This is a genomic window from Lysobacter sp. S4-A87, from assembly GCF_022637455.1.
GTDB lineage: Bacteria > Pseudomonadota > Gammaproteobacteria > Xanthomonadales > Xanthomonadaceae > Lysobacter_J.
The window spans coordinates 3,103,675-3,120,242 of the sequence record NZ_CP093341.1 but is presented as its reverse complement, the minus strand read 5'-3'; the positions used below and the strand labels follow the sequence as shown (position 1 = coordinate 3,120,242).

Sequence of the window (16,568 nt, the reverse complement as noted above, 5' to 3'; positions counted from 1 at the left end):
CAGCGTCAGGCCTCGTTCGCGCGCGGCTCGAACATGTCGGCACGCGGGTGGAACAGCCGCGGCGAATAACCGAAGTCGCGCTGAGCCGGCGCCATGTCGAACACCAGGTCGCTGCGCATGCGGCGCACCGCGGCTTCGCCCAGTCCGGTCGCGCGACCGGTCATCTGCGCCAGCAGCAGCGCGAGGTTGAACATCGGTGACGGCAGCTCGACCAGGGTCGGCGGCGGCTGCAGGGACGCCAGCACGCGCGCGACCATGTCGCGATAGGTCAGTGTTTCACCGCCCGGCAACGCATAGGCGCGGCCATGTGCCGCGGCGGCACCGTGGCAGGCGAACGCGGCACTGGCCAGGTCATCGACATGCACCGGCTGGCGCAGGCCGTTGGCGCCGCGCGGCAGCGGAAACCGCCCCCAGCGCCGCGCGAGATGGGCAATGCGCGTCAACGTGGCATCGCGTCCGGCTCCGTACACCAGCGTCGGCCGCAACACAGTCGCGGCCGCACCGCGCGCAGCGGTCGCCGCGAACAGACGCTCCTCGCCCTCGCGCAATCGCTGGGCGACGTCGCGCTCGGCGGCATCGGCCGAACCGCGCTTGACCTCGATGCTGGTCGAACCGAAGGCGACCACGCGCGCAGCCTCGATCGACGACGCGCTGTACCACTTCGCGAAGACGTCGAGCGGACCGCAACTGAAAATCGCGTCGACACGGCCGGGCAGGCCATCCACGCGGCCGAGATCACCGCGCAGCCACTGCAGGCCGGGCTGGTCGGATTGCTCCGCACGCGACACCGCGGTCACGCGCCAGCCATCGCCCTGCAGTTTCCCAAGCAGCGGATAGCCGATCTGGCCGCTCGCGCCGAACACAATTGCATGACGCATCGTTCAGCCAACCGCCTTTGTGCGCACCGGCAGGGTGAAGCGCAACCAGAAGTATCCGATCAGCGCCGACACCAGCGAGGCGAGCAGCACGCCAAGAACGGCCTCTTCGTAGAGCAGCGGATCGCGATAGGCCAGCGACCCGATGAACAGGCTCATGGTGAAGCCGATGCCGCACATCACACCCAGGCCCAGCATCGCGCGCAGGTCCATGCCGTCCGGGAAGCGCGCCCAGCCCAGCGCGCGCATCAGCAAGGCGGCAGCCACGATGCCGACCGGCTTGCCGACGAACAGGCCGATCACCACGCCCATCGGCAGCGGCGAGAGCATGTCGTCCATGCTCAGCCCGCCCAGCACCAGGCCGGCGTTGACGAAGGCGAACAGCGGCAGGATCGCGTAGGCCACCCACGGGTGCAGGGCGTGCTCGAGCGACTCCAGCGGCGAATGCTCGACTTCGTCGTCGACGGCGTTGTTGCGGTCGACGTGCGGGATCATCAGGCCGGTGACGACACCGGCCAGCGTGGCATGCACGCCCGACTTGAGCACGCACACCCACAGCACCACGCCCAGCAGCAGGTACGGGGCCAGGCGCCGCACGCCGCGGCGGTTGAGCAGGAACATGCCGGCGATGGCCGCACCGGCCCAGGCCAGCGCCACCATCGACAGGCCGTGCGAATAGAACAGGGCGATGATGATGATCGCGATCAGATCGTCGACCACCGCGATCGTCGACAGCAGCAGCTTCATGCCGCTGGGCACGCGCGAGCCGAGCAGGGCCAGCACACCCAGGGCGAAGGCGATGTCGGTCGCCGTCGGCACGGCCCAGCCGCGCATGGCCTCGGCGTTGTCGTGGTTGAAGGCGGTGAACAGCAGCGCCGGCACGGCCACGCCGGCGAAGGCGCAGACCATCGGCAGGATCAGCTGGTCACGGCTGGCGAGCTGGCCGCTGAGCGATTCGCGCTTGATCTCCAGCGCGACCAGCAGGAAGAAGATCGCCATCAGCCCGTCGTTGATCCACAGCAGCAGCGGCTTGGCGATGTCCAGTTCGCCCACGCGCACCTGCACCGGCATGTCGCGGAAGGCGTCGTAGGCGTCGGCCAGCGGCGAATTGGCCGCGATCATCGCCAGCACCGCCGCGGCGATCAGCATGATGCCGCCGGCCGCTTCCAGGCGGAAGAATTCGCTCAGGGCGCGCAGCCCGCGTGGTGAGCTCGCGTGCCGGGCGTGGGCATGGGCTTGTTCGTTCATCGCGGCAGTATAACGACCGCGGGTGCATGGCCCGTCAGGCGCATGGGCCTGGCCTGTCTCGGCCAGGCTTGCCTGGATCAGCCCCGCATGACCAGCAGCTCGAACGCCACCCAGGCCAGGAAGGCGACCATCAGCGCCGCGCCTTCGTTCTTGCTCACGCGCAGGTCGCCGCGCAGCATCGGGTAGAGCATCAGCGCGAACACGCCGGCGGCAGGCAGCTCGAAGCGGACGAACGACTCGGGCAATGCGAGCGAGCCGTCGATGAGGGCCATGCCACCCATCACGACGAGCAGATTGAACAGGCTGGCGCCGATCACGTGGCCGGCGACGATGTCGCCCTGGCCGCGTCGTGCGGCCGAAATGGCGGCGGCGACTTCAGGCAGCGCCGTGCCGATAGCCACCGGCAGCAGGCCGGTCAGCAGCGACGCCATGCCCAGGCCTTCGCCGATCGTCGGCGCACTGCCCACGACCAGCTTGGATCCGAAGTACAGCAGCACCGAGGCAATGACGAAGCGCAGCAGGTTCAGCCACAGGTCGCTGCTGGTGCGCGCGAACGCGGCGATCGCATCCTGCAGCTCGGGCGCTTCCCGGCGCGTGCGCGCCGCGGCAAACGCCAGCACCGCCACGAAGGCAACGATCAGGATCAGGCCATCGACGCGCGACAGAACGCCGTCCAGGCCCATCAGCACGACAGCCAGCGTGCCGGCGAGCAGCATCAGCAGCAGCGGTGCCAGCGCGCGCCAGCGCAGCACCACCGGTGCCACCAGCGCTGCGGCACCCAGCGTGAGGCCGAAGTTGGCCACGTTGCTGCCGACGGCGTTGCCCAGCGCCAGCGCCGGCTGTCCGCGCGCGATCGCCTGCAGGTTGACCGCCAGCTCGGGCAAGGAGGTACCGAATGCCACCAGCACCAGGCCGGCGACGAATGGCGATGCGCCAATGCGCTGGGCCAGGCCGGAAGCACCCTTGACGATCGAATCGCCACCCAGTGCCAGCAGCACCAATCCCAGTACGAACCAGCCCATGGCTTCAAACATCGCGATCATCCCCCCGGTGTCAACACGACTCGACCGGCGATTCTATGCCTACCGGGCCTGCTCGCGTCCAGCAACGCGTCTCAGGAACAGCCTTCCACGTAATCGACCTGGGGCGGCACACCGATGCGCCAGGAGCTCACCACACCCTTGGCATCGGTCTCGAAGAGCAGTACCCCGGGGCCGCCACCGGCATCGACGATGCGCAGGTACTGGCCACCGTCGACGTACTTGTGCGGTTGCCTGCTGACGCGACCGGCGTAGAGCCGGTCGATGTCCTGGGCGCTCATTCCGACCTTGCCACCGCCGGGCGCCTCGATGTCGACAGCATCGACATCCACGCGCGCCAAGCGGTCCTGTTCCATCATGAAACCGATCCGGTAACCGTTTGCACTGCGCGCTTGCGGCAACAGGTAATAGCAGCCGCCCGGTTGCTCGGGCCGTTCATCGCCCAGGTCCGAGCCCCACGCCATCCGCACCTGCTCGTCGCTGGCGCCGAACGGCGCCGGGCCGAAACCGGCAAATCCAATCGTGCCCGGTGCCGGCATCGCGCCCCGGGCCGGGGCGACGACTTCGCGGGTGGGTGCCGGCGCGCCCGCTGCTGTCGATGGTGCGGGCGTTTCGACCGCACGCTCGCTGCAAGCCGAAAGGCCCACCACCGCCAGGGACAACAGCCATTTCACCGACACTGCTCCGCAAGCACACAAGGCAAGTGGGGCAGACTACCCCGCCGCCGTGAACGCAGCGCATAGATGCGCAGCGCAGGCGGAGGTGGTCATTACGCGCTGAAGTGCTTCTTCAGCCCTGCCCAGCACGCCTGGTAATCGCGCTGGCGGTGCGCGGCTTCCAGTGCCTGCAATGTCGGCCGGATCACCGCGCGGGTCTCGAACATGAACGCCATTGTGTCGGCGATCACATCCGGCCTGGCGAGGTCGGCGGCGCTGGCCTTCTCGAACGTGGCCGCATCCGGCCCGTGTCCGCTCATCGAGTTGTGCAGCGAGGCACCGCCCGGAGAGAAGCCTTCGGCCTTGGCGTCGTAGGCTCCGTGCACCAGGCCCATGAACTCGCTGGCGATGTTGCGGTGGAACCACGGTGGACGGAACGTGTCCTGCGCCACCAGCCAGCGCGGCGGGAAGATCACGAAGTCCAGGTTGCTGGTCCCGGGTGTATCGCTGGGCGAATGCAGCACCAGGAAGATGCTCGGATCGGGATGGTCGTAACTGATCGAACCGATGGCGTTGAAGCGGCGCAGGTCGTACTGGCAGGGCGCGTAGTTGCCATGCCATGCCACCACGTCCAGCGGCGAATGGCCGATGTCGGCACGCCACAGGTGGCCCTGGAACTTGGCGATCAGTTCGAAATCGCCATCAACGTCTTCGTAGGCGGCGTGCGGAGTCTGGAAGTCGCGCGAGTTGGCCAGGCCGTTGCTGCCGATCGGACCCAGGTCGGGCAACTGCAGCATCGCGCCGAAGTTCTCGCAGACGTAGCCGCGTGCTTCTCCGTCGGGCAGCGACACCGCGAAACGCACGCCGCGCGGGATCACCGCGATCTGCTGCGGTTCGATGTCGAGCACGCCCATCTCGGTGGCGATATGCAGCCGGCCCTGCTGCGGCACGATCAGCAGCTCGCCGTCGGCGTCGTAGAAGTAGCGGCCGTGCATGTCGCGATTGGCGGCGTACAGATGGATGCCGACGCCGTGCTGCCCGGCCGGCGAGCCGTTGCCGGCCATCGTGTACAGGCCGTCGACGAAGTCCACCGCCTGCTTCGGCATCGGCAACGGATTCCAGCGCAGCTGGTCCGGCGGCACCGGGCCATCGCCGAAGTCGTTGTGGAAGCGCGGCTGCCGGTACGGCGCAAACGTGCCGTGCATGGCCGCCGGAAGGATCCGGTACAGCCAGCTGCGCCGGTTGGCGTGGCGCGGCGCGGTGAATGCCGTGCCCGACAGCTGCTCGGCGTAGAGACCGTGCGCCACACGCTGCGGCGAATTGCGCCCCTGCGGCAGCGAGCCGGCGACGGCCTCGCTGGCGAACTCGTTGCCGAAACCGGATTGGTAGCCGTTGCTGCGGATGGTCATGCAGGCATCGCTTTGTTTAAGCCCCTCTCCCGCTTGCGGCAGAGGGGTTGGGTGAGGGCTCGACTGAAGCAGACCTTACAGCACGCCGCGACGCATCTGGTCGCGTTCGATGCTCTCGAACAACGCCTGGAAGTTGCCTTCGCCGAAGCCTTCGTTGCCCTTGCGCTGGATGATCTCGAAGAAGATCGGCCCGATCGCGTTCTGGGTGAAGATCTGCAGCAGCTTGCGCTGGTGGGTTTCCGGGTCGGCGTCGATCAGGATCTTGTTGCGCGCCAGGCGCGGCACGTCCTCGCCGTGGTTGGGCACGCGCTTGTCGATCACGTCGAAGTAGGTCTCAGGCGTATCGAGGAACGCCACGCCCTGTTCGCGCATCGCTTCGACCGTGTCGTAGATGTTGTCGGTGAAGCAGGCGATGTGCTGGATGCCCTCGCCCTTGTAGGCGTCGAGGTATTCGTTGATCTGCGACTTCGGATCCGACGACTCGTTGAGCGGGATGCGGACGATGCCGTCCGGCGCGGTCATCGCCTTCGACACCAGGCCGGTCTTGGCGCCCTTGATGTCGAAGTAGCGGATCTCGCGGAAGTTGAACAGGCGCTCGTAGTAGTCCGACCACTGCTGCATGTTGCCGAAGTACAGGTTGTGGGTCAGGTGGTCGATGAAGGTCAGGCCGAACCCCTTCGGGTCCTGGTCGGCGCCCTGCACCGGCAGGTAGTCGCCGTCGTAGATCGAACCGGCGCTGCCGTAGCGGTCGACCAGGTACAGCATGCAGTCGCCGATGCCCTTGACCACCGGCGCGTCGACGGCGCGGCTGTCGGCCTTGTCGGTGATCGCCTCGCCGCCGTTGCCGACGACCGTGGTGAACACCTCGTTGGCCGGCTTCCGGAAGCGGATCGCGAAACCGCAGGCGCTGGGGCCGTGCTTGGCGGCGAACTCGGCGGCAAAGCTGTCCGGGTCTTCGTTGACCAGGAAGTTCACCCCGCCCTGGCGGTAGACGGTGATCGGGCGGGTCTTGTGGTGCAGCACGGCGCTGAAGCCGAGCTTGCGGAAATAGTCGTGCAGGAGCTCGCCCTGGCCGGCCGGGGCGGCGAACTCGACGAACTCGAAGCCATCGATGCCGAGCGGATTTTCGAACGTGGTGACTTGCATGCCGAGGTTGGGCTGCACATTCATGGCATTGTTCTCAGGTAGCGGCGACGCCCGCTGGGGACGGCCTGGATCAGAAGAGGCCGTTATAGTTTCAATTGAAACCATAATCAAGGCCCTTTGCAGCAAATGAACGACCCCACTCCCGGTCAGCCGCGCCCAGGACAGGCCCGCCCCACCCAGACAGGCCCGGACCACGCCCAGCTCGATCTCGAGCACTTCCTGCCCTATCGCCTGTCGGTGCTCAGCAACCGCGTCAGCGGCACGATCGCGCGGATCTACACCGAGCGGTTCGCCCTGAGCATCACCGAGTGGCGGGTCATGGCCGTACTCGGCCGCTACCCGGACCTGTCGGCCAACGAGGTCGCCCAGCGCACGGCGATGGACAAGGTCGCCGTCAGCCGCGCCGTCGCCCGCCTGCTCGAAGCCGGCCGCCTGCAGCGCGAGATCCACGGCGACGACCGTCGCCGCTCGGTGCTGCGCCTGTCGGAAGCCGGCTACGGGATCTACGATGAAGTCGCACCGCTGGCGCTGGAATTCGAGCGGCGCCTGCTGGGCGGGTTCGACGACGCCGAACGCGCATTGCTGTTCCGGCTGCTGGACCGCCTGGATGAACTGGAGCTTCGCGCCGAGTCGAGCTCGTCCTACTGACGTCGCGCCATTTCCAATCCATGACCACCCCGATCGCCTCCGTCCCGCCTGTCGAACTGCTGGAGCTGTTCGCCACCGCGCGATCCAGGGGCGACCTCGCCCAGGCCGAACAGCTGGGCGAGCGGATCGTCACCGCGTTGCCGGACCATGCCGCGACGTTGAGCTTCCTGTCCTGCCAGGCGCGCCTGCGCGGTGATGGCGCAGGCGCTTGCCGGTGGGCCGGACAGGGCGTGCGCCACCATCCGCAATCGGCGCAGCTGCGCTTCGACCTGGGCGCGGCCCTGTCCGCCAGCGGCCGTCCCGGCGAAGCCAGGAATGAGCTGTCGACGGCGCTGCGGCTGCAACCCGGGTCGGTGCCTGCGCAGCTGTGGCTGGGAAGCGCGGAGGCGCAGGTCGGCAATGCCGATGCCGCGCTGGGCCTGCGGGTGCGTGCCCTGGGCGAGGCCGAGCGCCAGGGCTACTTGCGACACCCGGAGCGGCTGGCAGCCGACACCCACCAGCAGCTGCTGGAAGCCAACGCGGCGACGCAGCAGGAACGTGCCCGCATCGTCACCTCGATCCTGCAGGAACTGCGTTCGCGTTGCGGCCGCGGCGAGCTCAGGCGGATCCATCGCGCGTTCGAGCAGTTCTTCTCGGCCAATCCGCAGCCGCCGCCGCACCCGCTGCAGCGTCCTACTTTCTTGTTCGTCCCCGGCCTTCCGGACCTGCCGTGGTTCGAGCGTGAGCAGTTCCCGTTCCTGTCCGCGATCGAGGACAAGACCGACCAGATCCGCGCCGAGATGCTGGCGGTGCTGACCGAGGAAACCGAACTGCGGCCGTACGTGGACATGCCCGACGATGCGCCCGGCGCGTTGTTCATGGGTGAGCTCAACCGCTCGCTGAAATGGAGCGCCTACCACTTCCACCGGCACGGCGAACGCATCGAAGAGCACTGCAGGCGCTGCCCGGTCACCGCCGCCGCACTCGATGCGCTGCCCTTGCACCGCGTGCCCGACCACGGCCCCGAAGCCATGTACTCGGTGTTGCGTCCGGGGGCGCACATCACCCCGCACACCGGCGTCATCAATGGACGCCTGACCGTTCACCTGCCGCTGCTGGTGCCGTCCGACTGCGGCGCGCTGGCAGTCGCCCGCGAGTCGCGCCCCTGGCACGAAGGGCAATGCCTGGTCTTCGACGACTCGTTCGTCCACGAGGCCTGGAACGCCAGCGAGCACACGCGCGTGGTGCTGATCTTTGATCTGTGGAATCCGTATCTCAGCGCGATCGAGCAGGAAGCGATGGCGGCGGTCATCCACGCACTGGGTGCATTCAACCGCCGCTACGGCCTGCTCGACACCACGCTGGAGTCGTGATCGCGGCGGTCACGCTTCTCCGGTCACGCGTCTGCAGTCACGCATGCTCGATAGCGCGCACGCGCCAGGCCGGAAACTCGCTGCCGACGTCCGGGGCCTGGATCCACTGGCAGGCCAGCAGGCCATCATCGCTGCCGGCCTCGCACAGGTAGACCGCGACCGCTCCGCGCTGCTGCTCGGTGCGCACCAGGGCCCAGCCCCGCGGCAATTCGCGTCGCTCGCGCCGGTACTCCGCCTCCAGCACAGGCACTTCGTCGGCTTCGAGAATCTCGCGCCCCGCCGATGAACCGTGCGCCGTGATCGTGGCGATCTCGGCATCGAGCTGTGGCGGCGCCGGCGGCCGCTCGACCACCAGGCCATGGCCCTCCAGGCGCGCGGCAACGTCTTCCGGTACCGCGTACGCCAGCGGGCGCTGCACCACGTGCTCACCGACGAAACGGCCGATGTAGGGCACCTTGACCGCGATGGGATCGCCTTCGAGCACGTAGGGCTGGCGTGTCAGCACTTCGACCTCGAGGTTGTCGAATGGCTCCAGCCGGTAGCTCACCGCGATGTCGTCCGGCGGCATCTCGCAGTTGGCCAGCAGCTCGACGATCTGCGCGCCGTGCTCACCGACGTAGGCGAGCGTTTCGCGGATGAACGCATAGGTGGTGAGCACGCGCTGCTCGAAGCTGATGTAGGCGTAGGTCTCCAGCAACAGGTCGAGGCGGTTGCACAGGCCACGGTAGTTGCCGCCGAAGCGCGGATGGTGGGTGTAGGTGATCCAGCCGCTGCCCTCGCCGCCTTCGTCGCGCAGGAAGTTGCCGTAATAGAACGTGTCGCGGCCGTCGCGCTCCTTCACCGCCGCGGTCACCGCCGGCAGCAGCTGCTCGCGCATGTAGTCGACCGGTTCGCTGCGTCCGCTCAGGGCGGTGTGCGGGATGTCGTAGGTCAGGTCGAAACGGTGGATCGAACCGTTGGTGGCGTGGCAGTCGATGCTCAGGTGCGGGTTCCACCGGTGCATCACCCGCGTCTGCAGCAGGCGCATCTCCGGTGCCTGCTGGCGCATGTAGTCTCGATTGAGGTTGATGCCCGCGGCGTTGACGCGCGTGCCCACGCCGGTATCCGGACCGAGCTGGCCGGTGAAGTGGGCGATGTCCAGGCGCCGGTTCTCCGGGTCGATTCGCTCGTTGCCGTCGGCGTTGAACAGCGGCACCAGCAGCAGGGTCAGCCGCGAGAGCACGTCCCCGTGCGCGCCATCGAGCAGGTCGCGCACGTACATCAGGCCGGCCTCCTTGCCCTCGACTTCGCCGGCGTGGATGCCGCACATCACCAGCACCACCGGCAGGCCGAGCTGGCGCGCCTGCTCCGGAGAGTCGACGCCGCTTGCCGACAGCACCAGCAGTGGCAGCGTGCGCCCTTCCGGGGTCTGGCCGAAGTCGCTGATGCGCAGGCGCGGATCGTTGCGTGCCGCCAGCTCGTCGATGAACGCCATCACGTCGGCGTGGCGCGAGGTGTAGGTGTAGTCGCTGCTTTCGGCGCGGGTCAGCGGGGACGGCTGCGGCATGTCGGGGATCCGGCGGAGCGAAGGCCGATACCTTACGCGGATGGAGCTCAATGGGCCGTCATGGGGGGACACATCGTCATTGCCGCGAAGGCGGCAAGCCATGGACGTTGCCTGCCCCCCGGAAACGACAACGGCGACCCGAAGGTCGCCGTTGTCGGGCAAGGCCAAGATGGTTCCCGGCTTTCGCCGGGATGACGCATCGGCAAAGCGGTCCGCGCGTCGCGCGGACCGGCCGATGCGTCACTTCACGCCGTGCATCAGCTTCTGCACCAGCGGTGCGATCAGGAACAACAGCACGCCGGCGCCGACCAGGGCCCAGAAGCCGAAGGTGTAGCCGCTCAGTGCCGAAGCCGTGGTCATGCCGCCTTCGCCACTGACGTGGCCGGCGAAGATGCCCGACAGGTTGTTGCCGATGCCGGTGGAGAGGAACCAGCCGCCCATGCCGAAGCCGACCAGGCGCAGCGGTGCCAGCTTGGTCACCATCGACAGGCCGATCGGCGACAGGCACAGCTCACCGATCGACTGGATCCAGTACACCGCGAACAGCGTCCAGAACGGGATCAGGCCGGCGGCCGTCACCAGCTTCGACAGCGCGAACATCAGCAGCAGGAAGGCCAGGCCGTTGAAGATCAGGCCCAGGCCGAACTTGCGCGGGATCGACGGATTGGCGCGGCCCAGCTTGACCCAGCCCCAGGCGATCAGCGGTGCCATGGTGATGATCGCCACCGAGTTGACACTCTGGAACCAGGCGGTCGGGAACACGCGTTCGCCGCTCATCGAGTAGACGAGGTCGGCCAGGCCACCGCCGAAGATGTCGCGGTCGACGATCTTGTCGGCGAGGAAGGTGAAGGAGCTGCCCGCCTGCTCGAAGAACATCCAGAACAGGATGTTGAAGGTGAAGATGATCAGCATCGCGATGCAGCGGTCGCGCTGGACGGCGCCTTCACGGAAGGCCTCGACCAGCAACATGCCGCACAGCGCCAGGAACATCACCGTCAGCACGCCCTGCAGCGCGCCTGCGCCCATGGCCAGCAGGAAGTACACGACCGGAATGGCGAACAGCGCGCCGATCAGCACGTACAGCACCTTGCGCTTGTCCTCGCCATCCAGCGGCGGACGGCCGATGCCTTCCAGGCCGCGGCGGCCAAACCAGAACCACACCAGGCTGATCAGCATGCCCACGCCGGCCGCCATGAACACGACCTTGTAGGCCGGCATGGAGTCGGTGCCGAAGATCTTGCGCGCCAGGTACTGGGTCAGCAGCGGGGCCAGCATCGCGCCCAGGTTGATGCCCATGTAGAAGATGGTGAAGCCCGAGTCGCGGCGTTCGTCGGTGGGGCTGTAGAGCTTGCCCACCATCGTCGAGATGTTCGGCTTGAACAGGCCGTTGCCGACCACGATCGTGGCCAGGCCGAGCTTGAAGATGGCCTCGTTAGGCAGGGCGATCATGAAAAGGCCGGCGGCCATGATCACCGCGCCGAGCAGGATCGACCGCTGGTAGCCCAGGACCCGGTCGGCGATGTAGCCGCCGAAGATGGCCGCGGCATACACCAGCGCCAGGTAGGCGCCGTAGACGCGGTTGGCCGGAGCCTCGCCCGCGGCATCGCCACCATGGAACTGGGCAACGATGTACAGAACCAGGGCCCAGCGGATGCCGTAGAACGCGAAGCGCTCCCAGAACTCCGTCATGAAGAGCATCCACAGCGGCTTGGGGTGCCCCAAGGTCTGCTTGAACTCTGGAATCGGTGCGGCCTGGCCGGGCGTAGGTATAGCGGTTCCGCTCATGCGGTGTCCCCTGAAAATCGAATACTGAATGGACGAATACTGAATGGAGCAAACCCACGCCGGCTGGCACGGGACCGGGGAGATTTACCGGCTGAGGGGGGTCACGTCAAACCTGTGTGAAGCCCGGGCAGAATGTGCTGCGTCGCAACATCCAAGCTGAATAGAGGTCGCACTTACGCAGGAAGGGGCTCAGCCGGATGAGGCAATTGATTCCGCCAAGTCAGGACATGGTCGGCGGTGGGCGGCTTCCGCCTGTTCACGGTCCCGCTGCGCCGGGCCGACGGATCAGCGAACGCCCAGAACCTGGGCCAGCAGGCGCGGGAAGTCCGGATGCGCGGCGGCCAGGCGCTGCTGCGCCTGTTCGAGCGTGCTCCAGGACAGCGACGCGTGCTCCTGCCGGTTCTGTGGCGTGCCGCTCCAGGCCTCGACCACATACAGGCGCAGCCGCCACGGCTCCGGCGCATCACCGGTGATGACGTCCAGGTAGCGCATGCGCGTGGGGGCGATGCCCAGCTCCTCGTCGAGCTCGCGCCGCAGCGCCTGGTCGGCGCTCTCGCCCGGTTCGATGTGGCCGCCGAACACGTCCCACGCGCCGGCCAGCCAGTCGCAGTCGTCGCTGCGCAGGCCCAGCAGCACCTCGCCATCTTTGACGATGAACGCGCCGACGCAGTCGTGCACGCGCGCTGCCACGGGCTTGACCCGGCGCCCTTAACCCGGCGTCGCGCCGTAGCTTCCGCCGGCGCCGATCATCGTGCGCACGTCGAACAGCTCGGGAAAGAAAGTCAGTTCCAGCGCCTGCTTGAGGAAGCCCACGCCGCTGGACCCGCCGGTGCCGCGCTTGAAGCCGATGATGCGCATCACCGTGCGCATGTGGCGGAAACGCCACAGCTGGAACTGGCTTTCCAGGTCGACCAGGTCCTCGCACAGGTGGTAGGCCTGCCAATGCGCGTCGGTGTCCTCGTAGATGCGCTCCAACACCGGCAGCAGTTCCGGGTCGGCGACGTGCGCGTGCGACCAGTCGCGCTCGATGTGGCGGGCGGGCACCGCGTGGCCGTGGCGGGCCAGGTAGCGCAGGGCTTCGTCGTACAGGCTCGGCGATTCCAGAACTTCGCGCAGGCTGGCCTCGGCCTTGGCGTCATGGGCGAACACCTTGAGCATCGCCGCATTCTTGTTGCCGAGCAGGAACTCGATGGTGCGGTACTGCAGCGACTGGAAGCCCGACGACGGCCCGAGGATCTCGCGGAACTCCATGTACTCCGACGGCGTCAGCGTCTCCAGCACCGACCACATCTCGGTCAGCTGGCGCAGGATGTTCTTGCAGCGCGCGAAGATCTTCTGGCACTCGCCGAGGCGATCGGCGCGCAGGTGCGCGGTCGCTGCCTTGAGCTCGTGGATCATCAGTTTCATCCACAGCTCCGAGACCTGGTGCTGGACGATGAACAGCAGCTCGTCATGGTGCGGCGGGTTGGACAGGCGCTGTTGCGCCGACAGCAGTGTGTCCAGCTGCAGGTAGCCGGAATAGGTCATCCGCCCGGACAGGTCGGTGTGGATGCTCGCTTCCAGTTCGCGCTCGTTCTTCTCGACCGTCATCGCAGGCTCGTTTTGTGGCCGGCGATGTCGCCGGCTGGGGGGCCAAAAGGGTACCGCATCGACACCCCCACCCTGTTCGACCGTGGCCGCCATACCCTGCCGTCCGGCTGCCCGGGCCTGCGTCGCCTACCTGTTTTTCCGCAAACTTTCATGCCGCAGCGCGCAACGGCCCTTAACACCGCGTTGGTTATGATCTTCGCGAAAGCGCGTCGGCCAGGCCTGTGTTCTGGGCTGCCCACGCCGCGGAGCCAGGCCCGGTGCGCCTTCCGGGCCCAGCCACCCGATGCGGTGATGCGCCGGCACTGGATCCGGGACGCGGCCAATTCGGACTCCCTGCCACACCTTCCAGGACTCCCGCGATGACGGTCGCCGCGACCTTCGAAATCGAATACCTGCAATACCTCGGCCCGGACGGCAAGCCGGTGGCGGAGTTCCCGCCCGCTTTCCGCGACGCCAGGACGCTGCTGCCGCTGTTCAAGCAGATGCTGTTCGTGCGCACCTTCGACAGCAAGGCGATCGCCCTGCAGCGCACCGGCAAGCTCGGCACGTACGCCAGTTGCCTGGGGCACGAAGCCACGCACATCGGCATCGGCTCGTCGATGCAGCCCGATGACGTGTTCGCACCGAGCTACCGCGAGTACGGTGCCCAGTTCATGCGCGGCGTGAAGCCGCGCGAAGTGCTGCTCTACTGGGGCGGCGACGAGCGTGGCAACGACTTCTCCGGGCCGAAGCACGACTACGCCTGGTGCGTGCCGATCTCCACCCAGTGCCTGCATGCCGCCGGCGCCGCGCTGGCGTTCAAGCTGCGCAAGCAGAAGCAACTGGCGGTGGCGTGCTGCGGTGATGGCGGCTCGTCCAAGACCGACTTCTACGCCGCACTGAATTCCGCCGGCGCCTACACGCTGCCGCTGGTGCTGTGCGTGATCAACAACGGCTGGGCGATCTCGGTGCCGCGCTCGGCGCAGACCGGCGCCAAGACGCTGGCGCAGAAGGGCCTGGCCGGCGGACTGCACTGCCTGCAGGTCGACGGCAACGATCTGATCGCCGTGCTCGAAGGCATGCGCCGCGCCAGCGAGCGCGCCCGCAGCGGTGAGGGCGGCAGCGTGATCGAGTTCATGACCTATCGCCTGCACGACCACACCACCGCCGACGACGCCCGCCGCTATCGCGAGGACGAAGAGGTCAAGTCGGCCTGGACGCGCGAGCCGATCACGCGACTGCGCACGTACCTGACCGCGCAGGGCGTGTGGAGCGAGGCCGAGGAGAAGGCCTGGGCCGAGGAATGCGGCAAGCTCGTCGACGTCGAGATCAACGCCTACCTGGAAACGCCGGTGCAGCCGGTCGAGGCGATGTTCGATTACCTCTATGCCGACATGCCGCCGGATGTCGCCGCGCAACGTGCCTACGTGCTTGCGCAGGAGGGTCGCTGATGAGCGTCGAGGACCCCATCAAGAGTGGCGCAACCAAGGGCACTTCCGCCATGGCCAAGGCACCTCCCGCAACCTCCGCCGCGCCGGCCACGCCGACCGCGATCACCTTGATCGAGGCGATCACCCAGGCGCTCGCCTACGAGATGCGCGCCGACGACACCGTGCTGGTGCTGGGCGAGGACGTCGGCGTCAACGGCGGCGTGTTCCGCGCCACCGCCGGCCTGCAGCAGCAGTTTGGCCCCGAGCGCGTGCTCGACACGCCGCTGGACGAAACCACCATTGCCGGCCTCACCGTCGGCCTGGCCGCGCAGGGCATGAAGCCGGTCGCCGAATCGCAGTTCGACGGCTTCGTCTACCCGATGGTCGACCACATCATCTGCCACGCCGCGCGCTTCCGTTACCGCACCCGCGGTCGCCTGACCTGCCCGATGGTGCTGCGCGTGCCGTGGGGTGGCGGTATCCGCGCGCCGGAGCACCACAGCGAAGCCAACGAATCGATCTTCACCAACGTGCCTGGCCTGCGCGTGGTCATGCCGTCGTCGCCGGCGCGTGCCTACGGCCTACTGCTGGCCGCGATCCGTGAGCCGGATCCGGTCATCTTCATGGAGCCCAAGCGCATCTACCGCCAGTACAAGGAAGTGGTGCCCGACGACGGCGAAGCCTTGCCGCTGGACGTGTGCTACGTGCTGCGCGATGGCACCGACGTGACCCTGGTGACCTGGGGCGCGCAGGTGAAGGAGACGCTCGAGGCCGCCGAGAAGCTGGCCGCACAGGGCATCAGCGCAGAAGTGATCGACGTGGCGACGCTGCGTCCGCTCGACTTCGCCACTATCGCCGAATCGGTCAGCCGCACCGGCCGCTGCGTGATCGTGCATGAGGCGCCCAAGACCGCCGGCTTCGGCGCCGAGATCGCCGCGCGCCTGGCCGAAGAGTCGATGTTCGACCTGGTCGCACCGGTCGAGCGCGTCACCGGCTACGACACGCACATCCCGCTGTTCCGCCTGGAAATGAAGTACCTGCCGAGCGTCGAGCGCATCGTCGCCGCGGTCAAGCGCACCCTGGCAGCCAGCTGAGGACACAGGCCAAGCATGCGCCACGCCCGCGTCGTAGTCGCCCACCGCGCACCGGATCGCCCGGCGATCCGGATCGCGCGTGGCGAGGCAGTGACGCTGGGCGAGCGCGACCGTGACTGGCCGCAGTTCGTCTGGACCACCATCGCCGAGGGCCACGGCGGCTGGGTTCCGGCGGCCCTGTTCGACAACGAGCAGGGCACGGCCAAGGCGCTGTCCGACTACGACACGCGCGAGCTCGATGCCCGCGCCGACGAACTGGTCACGCTGCACTACGAGCTGGCGCAGTGGTGGTGGGCGGAGAATGCACTGGGCATGCAGGGGTGGATCCCGGCGCGTGCACTGGAGCTGCTCGACGACGACGAAGGCGAGGACGCATGAGCGACGCATCCGCCCAGCGACAGGCGAAGTCGCAGGCCATCAACCTGGCGGCAAAGCTGGCGCTGTTCGGCCAGCACTGGTCGCCGCGCGTGGTCGCGCAGATGAACGACGTGCAGTTCAAGCTGGTCAAGATGCACGGCGACTTCGTCTGGCACTCGCACGAGGACACCGACGAGGTGTTCATCGTCGTCAAGGGACGGATGGAGATCGGCTTCCGCGACCACGACGTGGTGCTGGACGAAGGCGAGATGTGCGTGATCCCGCGCGGGGTCGAACACATCACCCGCGCCAGCGAGGAATGCCATGCGCTGATCATCGAGCCGGCCGGCGTGGTCAACACCGGGGATGCCGGCGGCGAGCTGACCGCGCGCAACGATGTCTGGATCTGAGTA

16 protein-coding genes are annotated in these 16,568 nt (G+C 67.6%); 6 read left to right on the top strand and 10 right to left on the bottom strand.

All coding sequences use genetic code 11. From position 1 onward, the window contains the following. Positions 1 to 5 precede the first annotated feature (5 nt). From MNR01_RS13965 to hppD, 6 genes are all read right to left on the bottom strand, one after another. Complete coding sequence (locus tag MNR01_RS13965; protein WP_241918371.1) at positions 6 to 878, bottom strand: nucleoside-diphosphate sugar epimerase; 873 nt, start codon at positions 876 to 878, stop codon at positions 6 to 8. Positions 879 to 881: 3 nt separating this feature from the next. Further along, complete coding sequence (gene nhaA, locus MNR01_RS13960; RefSeq protein ID WP_241918370.1) at positions 882 to 2,123, bottom strand: Na+/H+ antiporter NhaA; 1,242 nt, start codon at positions 2,121 to 2,123, stop codon at positions 882 to 884. 77 nt (positions 2,124 to 2,200) lie between these two features. After that, entirely contained in the window at positions 2,201 to 3,166 is a 966-nt protein-coding gene (locus MNR01_RS13955) for a sodium:calcium antiporter (RefSeq protein WP_241918369.1), read from the bottom strand. Between the two features lie 71 nt (positions 3,167 to 3,237). After that, positions 3,238 to 3,837, bottom strand: a complete 600-nt coding sequence (locus MNR01_RS13950; RefSeq protein ID WP_241918368.1) for a hypothetical protein — start codon at positions 3,835 to 3,837, stop codon at positions 3,238 to 3,240. 95 nt (positions 3,838 to 3,932) lie between these two features. Beyond that, positions 3,933 to 5,228 (bottom strand): homogentisate 1,2-dioxygenase, encoded by a 1,296-nt coding sequence (hmgA, locus tag MNR01_RS13945; RefSeq protein WP_241918367.1) that lies wholly within the window; start codon positions 5,226 to 5,228, stop codon positions 3,933 to 3,935. A gap of 75 nt (positions 5,229 to 5,303) precedes the next feature. Beyond that, a complete protein-coding gene (hppD, locus tag MNR01_RS13940) occupies positions 5,304 to 6,374 on the bottom strand; it encodes a 4-hydroxyphenylpyruvate dioxygenase (protein WP_241920634.1) in 1,071 nt (356 codons plus the stop codon). A gap of 126 nt (positions 6,375 to 6,500) precedes the next feature. On the opposite strand from hppD, the gene MNR01_RS13935 reads away from it, so the two are divergent. Beyond that, on the top strand, positions 6,501 to 7,022 hold the full coding sequence (locus MNR01_RS13935; RefSeq protein WP_241918366.1) for a MarR family winged helix-turn-helix transcriptional regulator: 522 nt from the start codon (positions 6,501 to 6,503) through the stop codon (positions 7,020 to 7,022). 20 nt (positions 7,023 to 7,042) lie between these two features. Continuing rightward, positions 7,043 to 8,374, top strand: coding sequence for an aspartyl/asparaginyl beta-hydroxylase domain-containing protein (locus MNR01_RS13930; RefSeq protein WP_241918365.1), 1,332 nt, complete (start codon positions 7,043 to 7,045; stop codon positions 8,372 to 8,374). 37 nt (positions 8,375 to 8,411) lie between these two features. Here MNR01_RS13930 and MNR01_RS13925 read toward each other — a convergent pair whose 3' ends face one another. From MNR01_RS13925 to MNR01_RS13910, 4 genes are all read right to left on the bottom strand, one after another. Next, positions 8,412 to 9,920 (bottom strand): M14 family metallopeptidase, encoded by a 1,509-nt coding sequence (locus tag MNR01_RS13925; RefSeq protein WP_241918364.1) that lies wholly within the window; start codon positions 9,918 to 9,920, stop codon positions 8,412 to 8,414. A gap of 240 nt (positions 9,921 to 10,160) precedes the next feature. Continuing rightward, entirely contained in the window at positions 10,161 to 11,705 is a 1,545-nt protein-coding gene (locus tag MNR01_RS13920) for an oligopeptide:H+ symporter (RefSeq protein WP_241918363.1), read from the bottom strand. Positions 11,706 to 11,990: 285 nt separating this feature from the next. Beyond that, complete coding sequence (locus tag MNR01_RS13915; protein ID WP_241918362.1) at positions 11,991 to 12,395, bottom strand: NUDIX domain-containing protein; 405 nt, start codon at positions 12,393 to 12,395, stop codon at positions 11,991 to 11,993. Positions 12,396 to 12,413: 18 nt separating this feature from the next. Then, positions 12,414 to 13,295: a tryptophan 2,3-dioxygenase family protein gene (locus tag MNR01_RS13910; protein ID WP_241918361.1), complete on the bottom strand. Its 882-nt coding sequence runs from the start codon at positions 13,293 to 13,295 to the stop codon at positions 12,414 to 12,416. Between the two features lie 359 nt (positions 13,296 to 13,654). On the opposite strand from MNR01_RS13910, the gene pdhA reads away from it, so the two are divergent. Genes pdhA through MNR01_RS13890 form a run of 4 tightly spaced genes read left to right on the top strand, consistent with a single transcriptional unit; the run spans position 13,655 to position 16,565 of the window. Continuing rightward, positions 13,655 to 14,725 (top strand): pyruvate dehydrogenase (acetyl-transferring) E1 component subunit alpha, encoded by a 1,071-nt coding sequence (gene pdhA, locus MNR01_RS13905; RefSeq protein ID WP_241918360.1) that lies wholly within the window; start codon positions 13,655 to 13,657, stop codon positions 14,723 to 14,725. A gap of 50 nt (positions 14,726 to 14,775) precedes the next feature. Beyond that, positions 14,776 to 15,798 (top strand): alpha-ketoacid dehydrogenase subunit beta, encoded by a 1,023-nt coding sequence (locus tag MNR01_RS13900; RefSeq protein WP_241920633.1) that lies wholly within the window; start codon positions 14,776 to 14,778, stop codon positions 15,796 to 15,798. A gap of 15 nt (positions 15,799 to 15,813) precedes the next feature. Further along, positions 15,814 to 16,176: an SH3 domain-containing protein gene (locus MNR01_RS13895; protein WP_241918359.1), complete on the top strand. Its 363-nt coding sequence runs from the start codon at positions 15,814 to 15,816 to the stop codon at positions 16,174 to 16,176. Continuing rightward, positions 16,173 to 16,565, top strand: coding sequence for a cupin domain-containing protein (locus MNR01_RS13890; protein ID WP_241918358.1), 393 nt, complete (start codon positions 16,173 to 16,175; stop codon positions 16,563 to 16,565). The genes MNR01_RS13895 and MNR01_RS13890 overlap by 4 nt, the downstream gene beginning before the upstream one ends. The last annotated feature ends 3 nt before the right edge of the window (positions 16,566 to 16,568 follow it).

Coding starts and splice junctions, on each gene's coding strand:
- MNR01_RS13935 (WP_241918366.1), top strand. CDS start 6,501: ATGAACGACCCCACTCCCGGTCAGCCGCGCCCAGGACAGGCCCGCCCC.
- MNR01_RS13900 (WP_241920633.1), top strand. CDS start 14,776: ATGGCCAAGGCACCTCCCGCAACCTCCGCCGCGCCGGCCACGCCGACC.
- nhaA (WP_241918370.1), bottom strand. CDS start 2,123: ATGAACGAACAAGCCCATGCCCACGCCCGGCACGCGAGCTCACCACGC.
- MNR01_RS13890 (WP_241918358.1), top strand. CDS start 16,173: ATGAGCGACGCATCCGCCCAGCGACAGGCGAAGTCGCAGGCCATCAAC.
- MNR01_RS13955 (WP_241918369.1), bottom strand. CDS start 3,166: ATGATCGCGATGTTTGAAGCCATGGGCTGGTTCGTACTGGGATTGGTG.
- MNR01_RS13925 (WP_241918364.1), bottom strand. CDS start 9,920: ATGCCGCAGCCGTCCCCGCTGACCCGCGCCGAAAGCAGCGACTACACC.
- MNR01_RS13920 (WP_241918363.1), bottom strand. CDS start 11,705: ATGAGCGGAACCGCTATACCTACGCCCGGCCAGGCCGCACCGATTCCA.
- MNR01_RS13895 (WP_241918359.1), top strand. CDS start 15,814: ATGCGCCACGCCCGCGTCGTAGTCGCCCACCGCGCACCGGATCGCCCG.
- hppD (WP_241920634.1), bottom strand. CDS start 6,374: ATGCAAGTCACCACGTTCGAAAATCCGCTCGGCATCGATGGCTTCGAG.
- MNR01_RS13910 (WP_241918361.1), bottom strand. CDS start 13,295: ATGACGGTCGAGAAGAACGAGCGCGAACTGGAAGCGAGCATCCACACC.
- hmgA (WP_241918367.1), bottom strand. CDS start 5,228: ATGACCATCCGCAGCAACGGCTACCAATCCGGTTTCGGCAACGAGTTC.
- pdhA (WP_241918360.1), top strand. CDS start 13,655: ATGACGGTCGCCGCGACCTTCGAAATCGAATACCTGCAATACCTCGGC.
- MNR01_RS13965 (WP_241918371.1), bottom strand. CDS start 878: ATGCGTCATGCAATTGTGTTCGGCGCGAGCGGCCAGATCGGCTATCCG.
- MNR01_RS13930 (WP_241918365.1), top strand. CDS start 7,043: ATGACCACCCCGATCGCCTCCGTCCCGCCTGTCGAACTGCTGGAGCTG.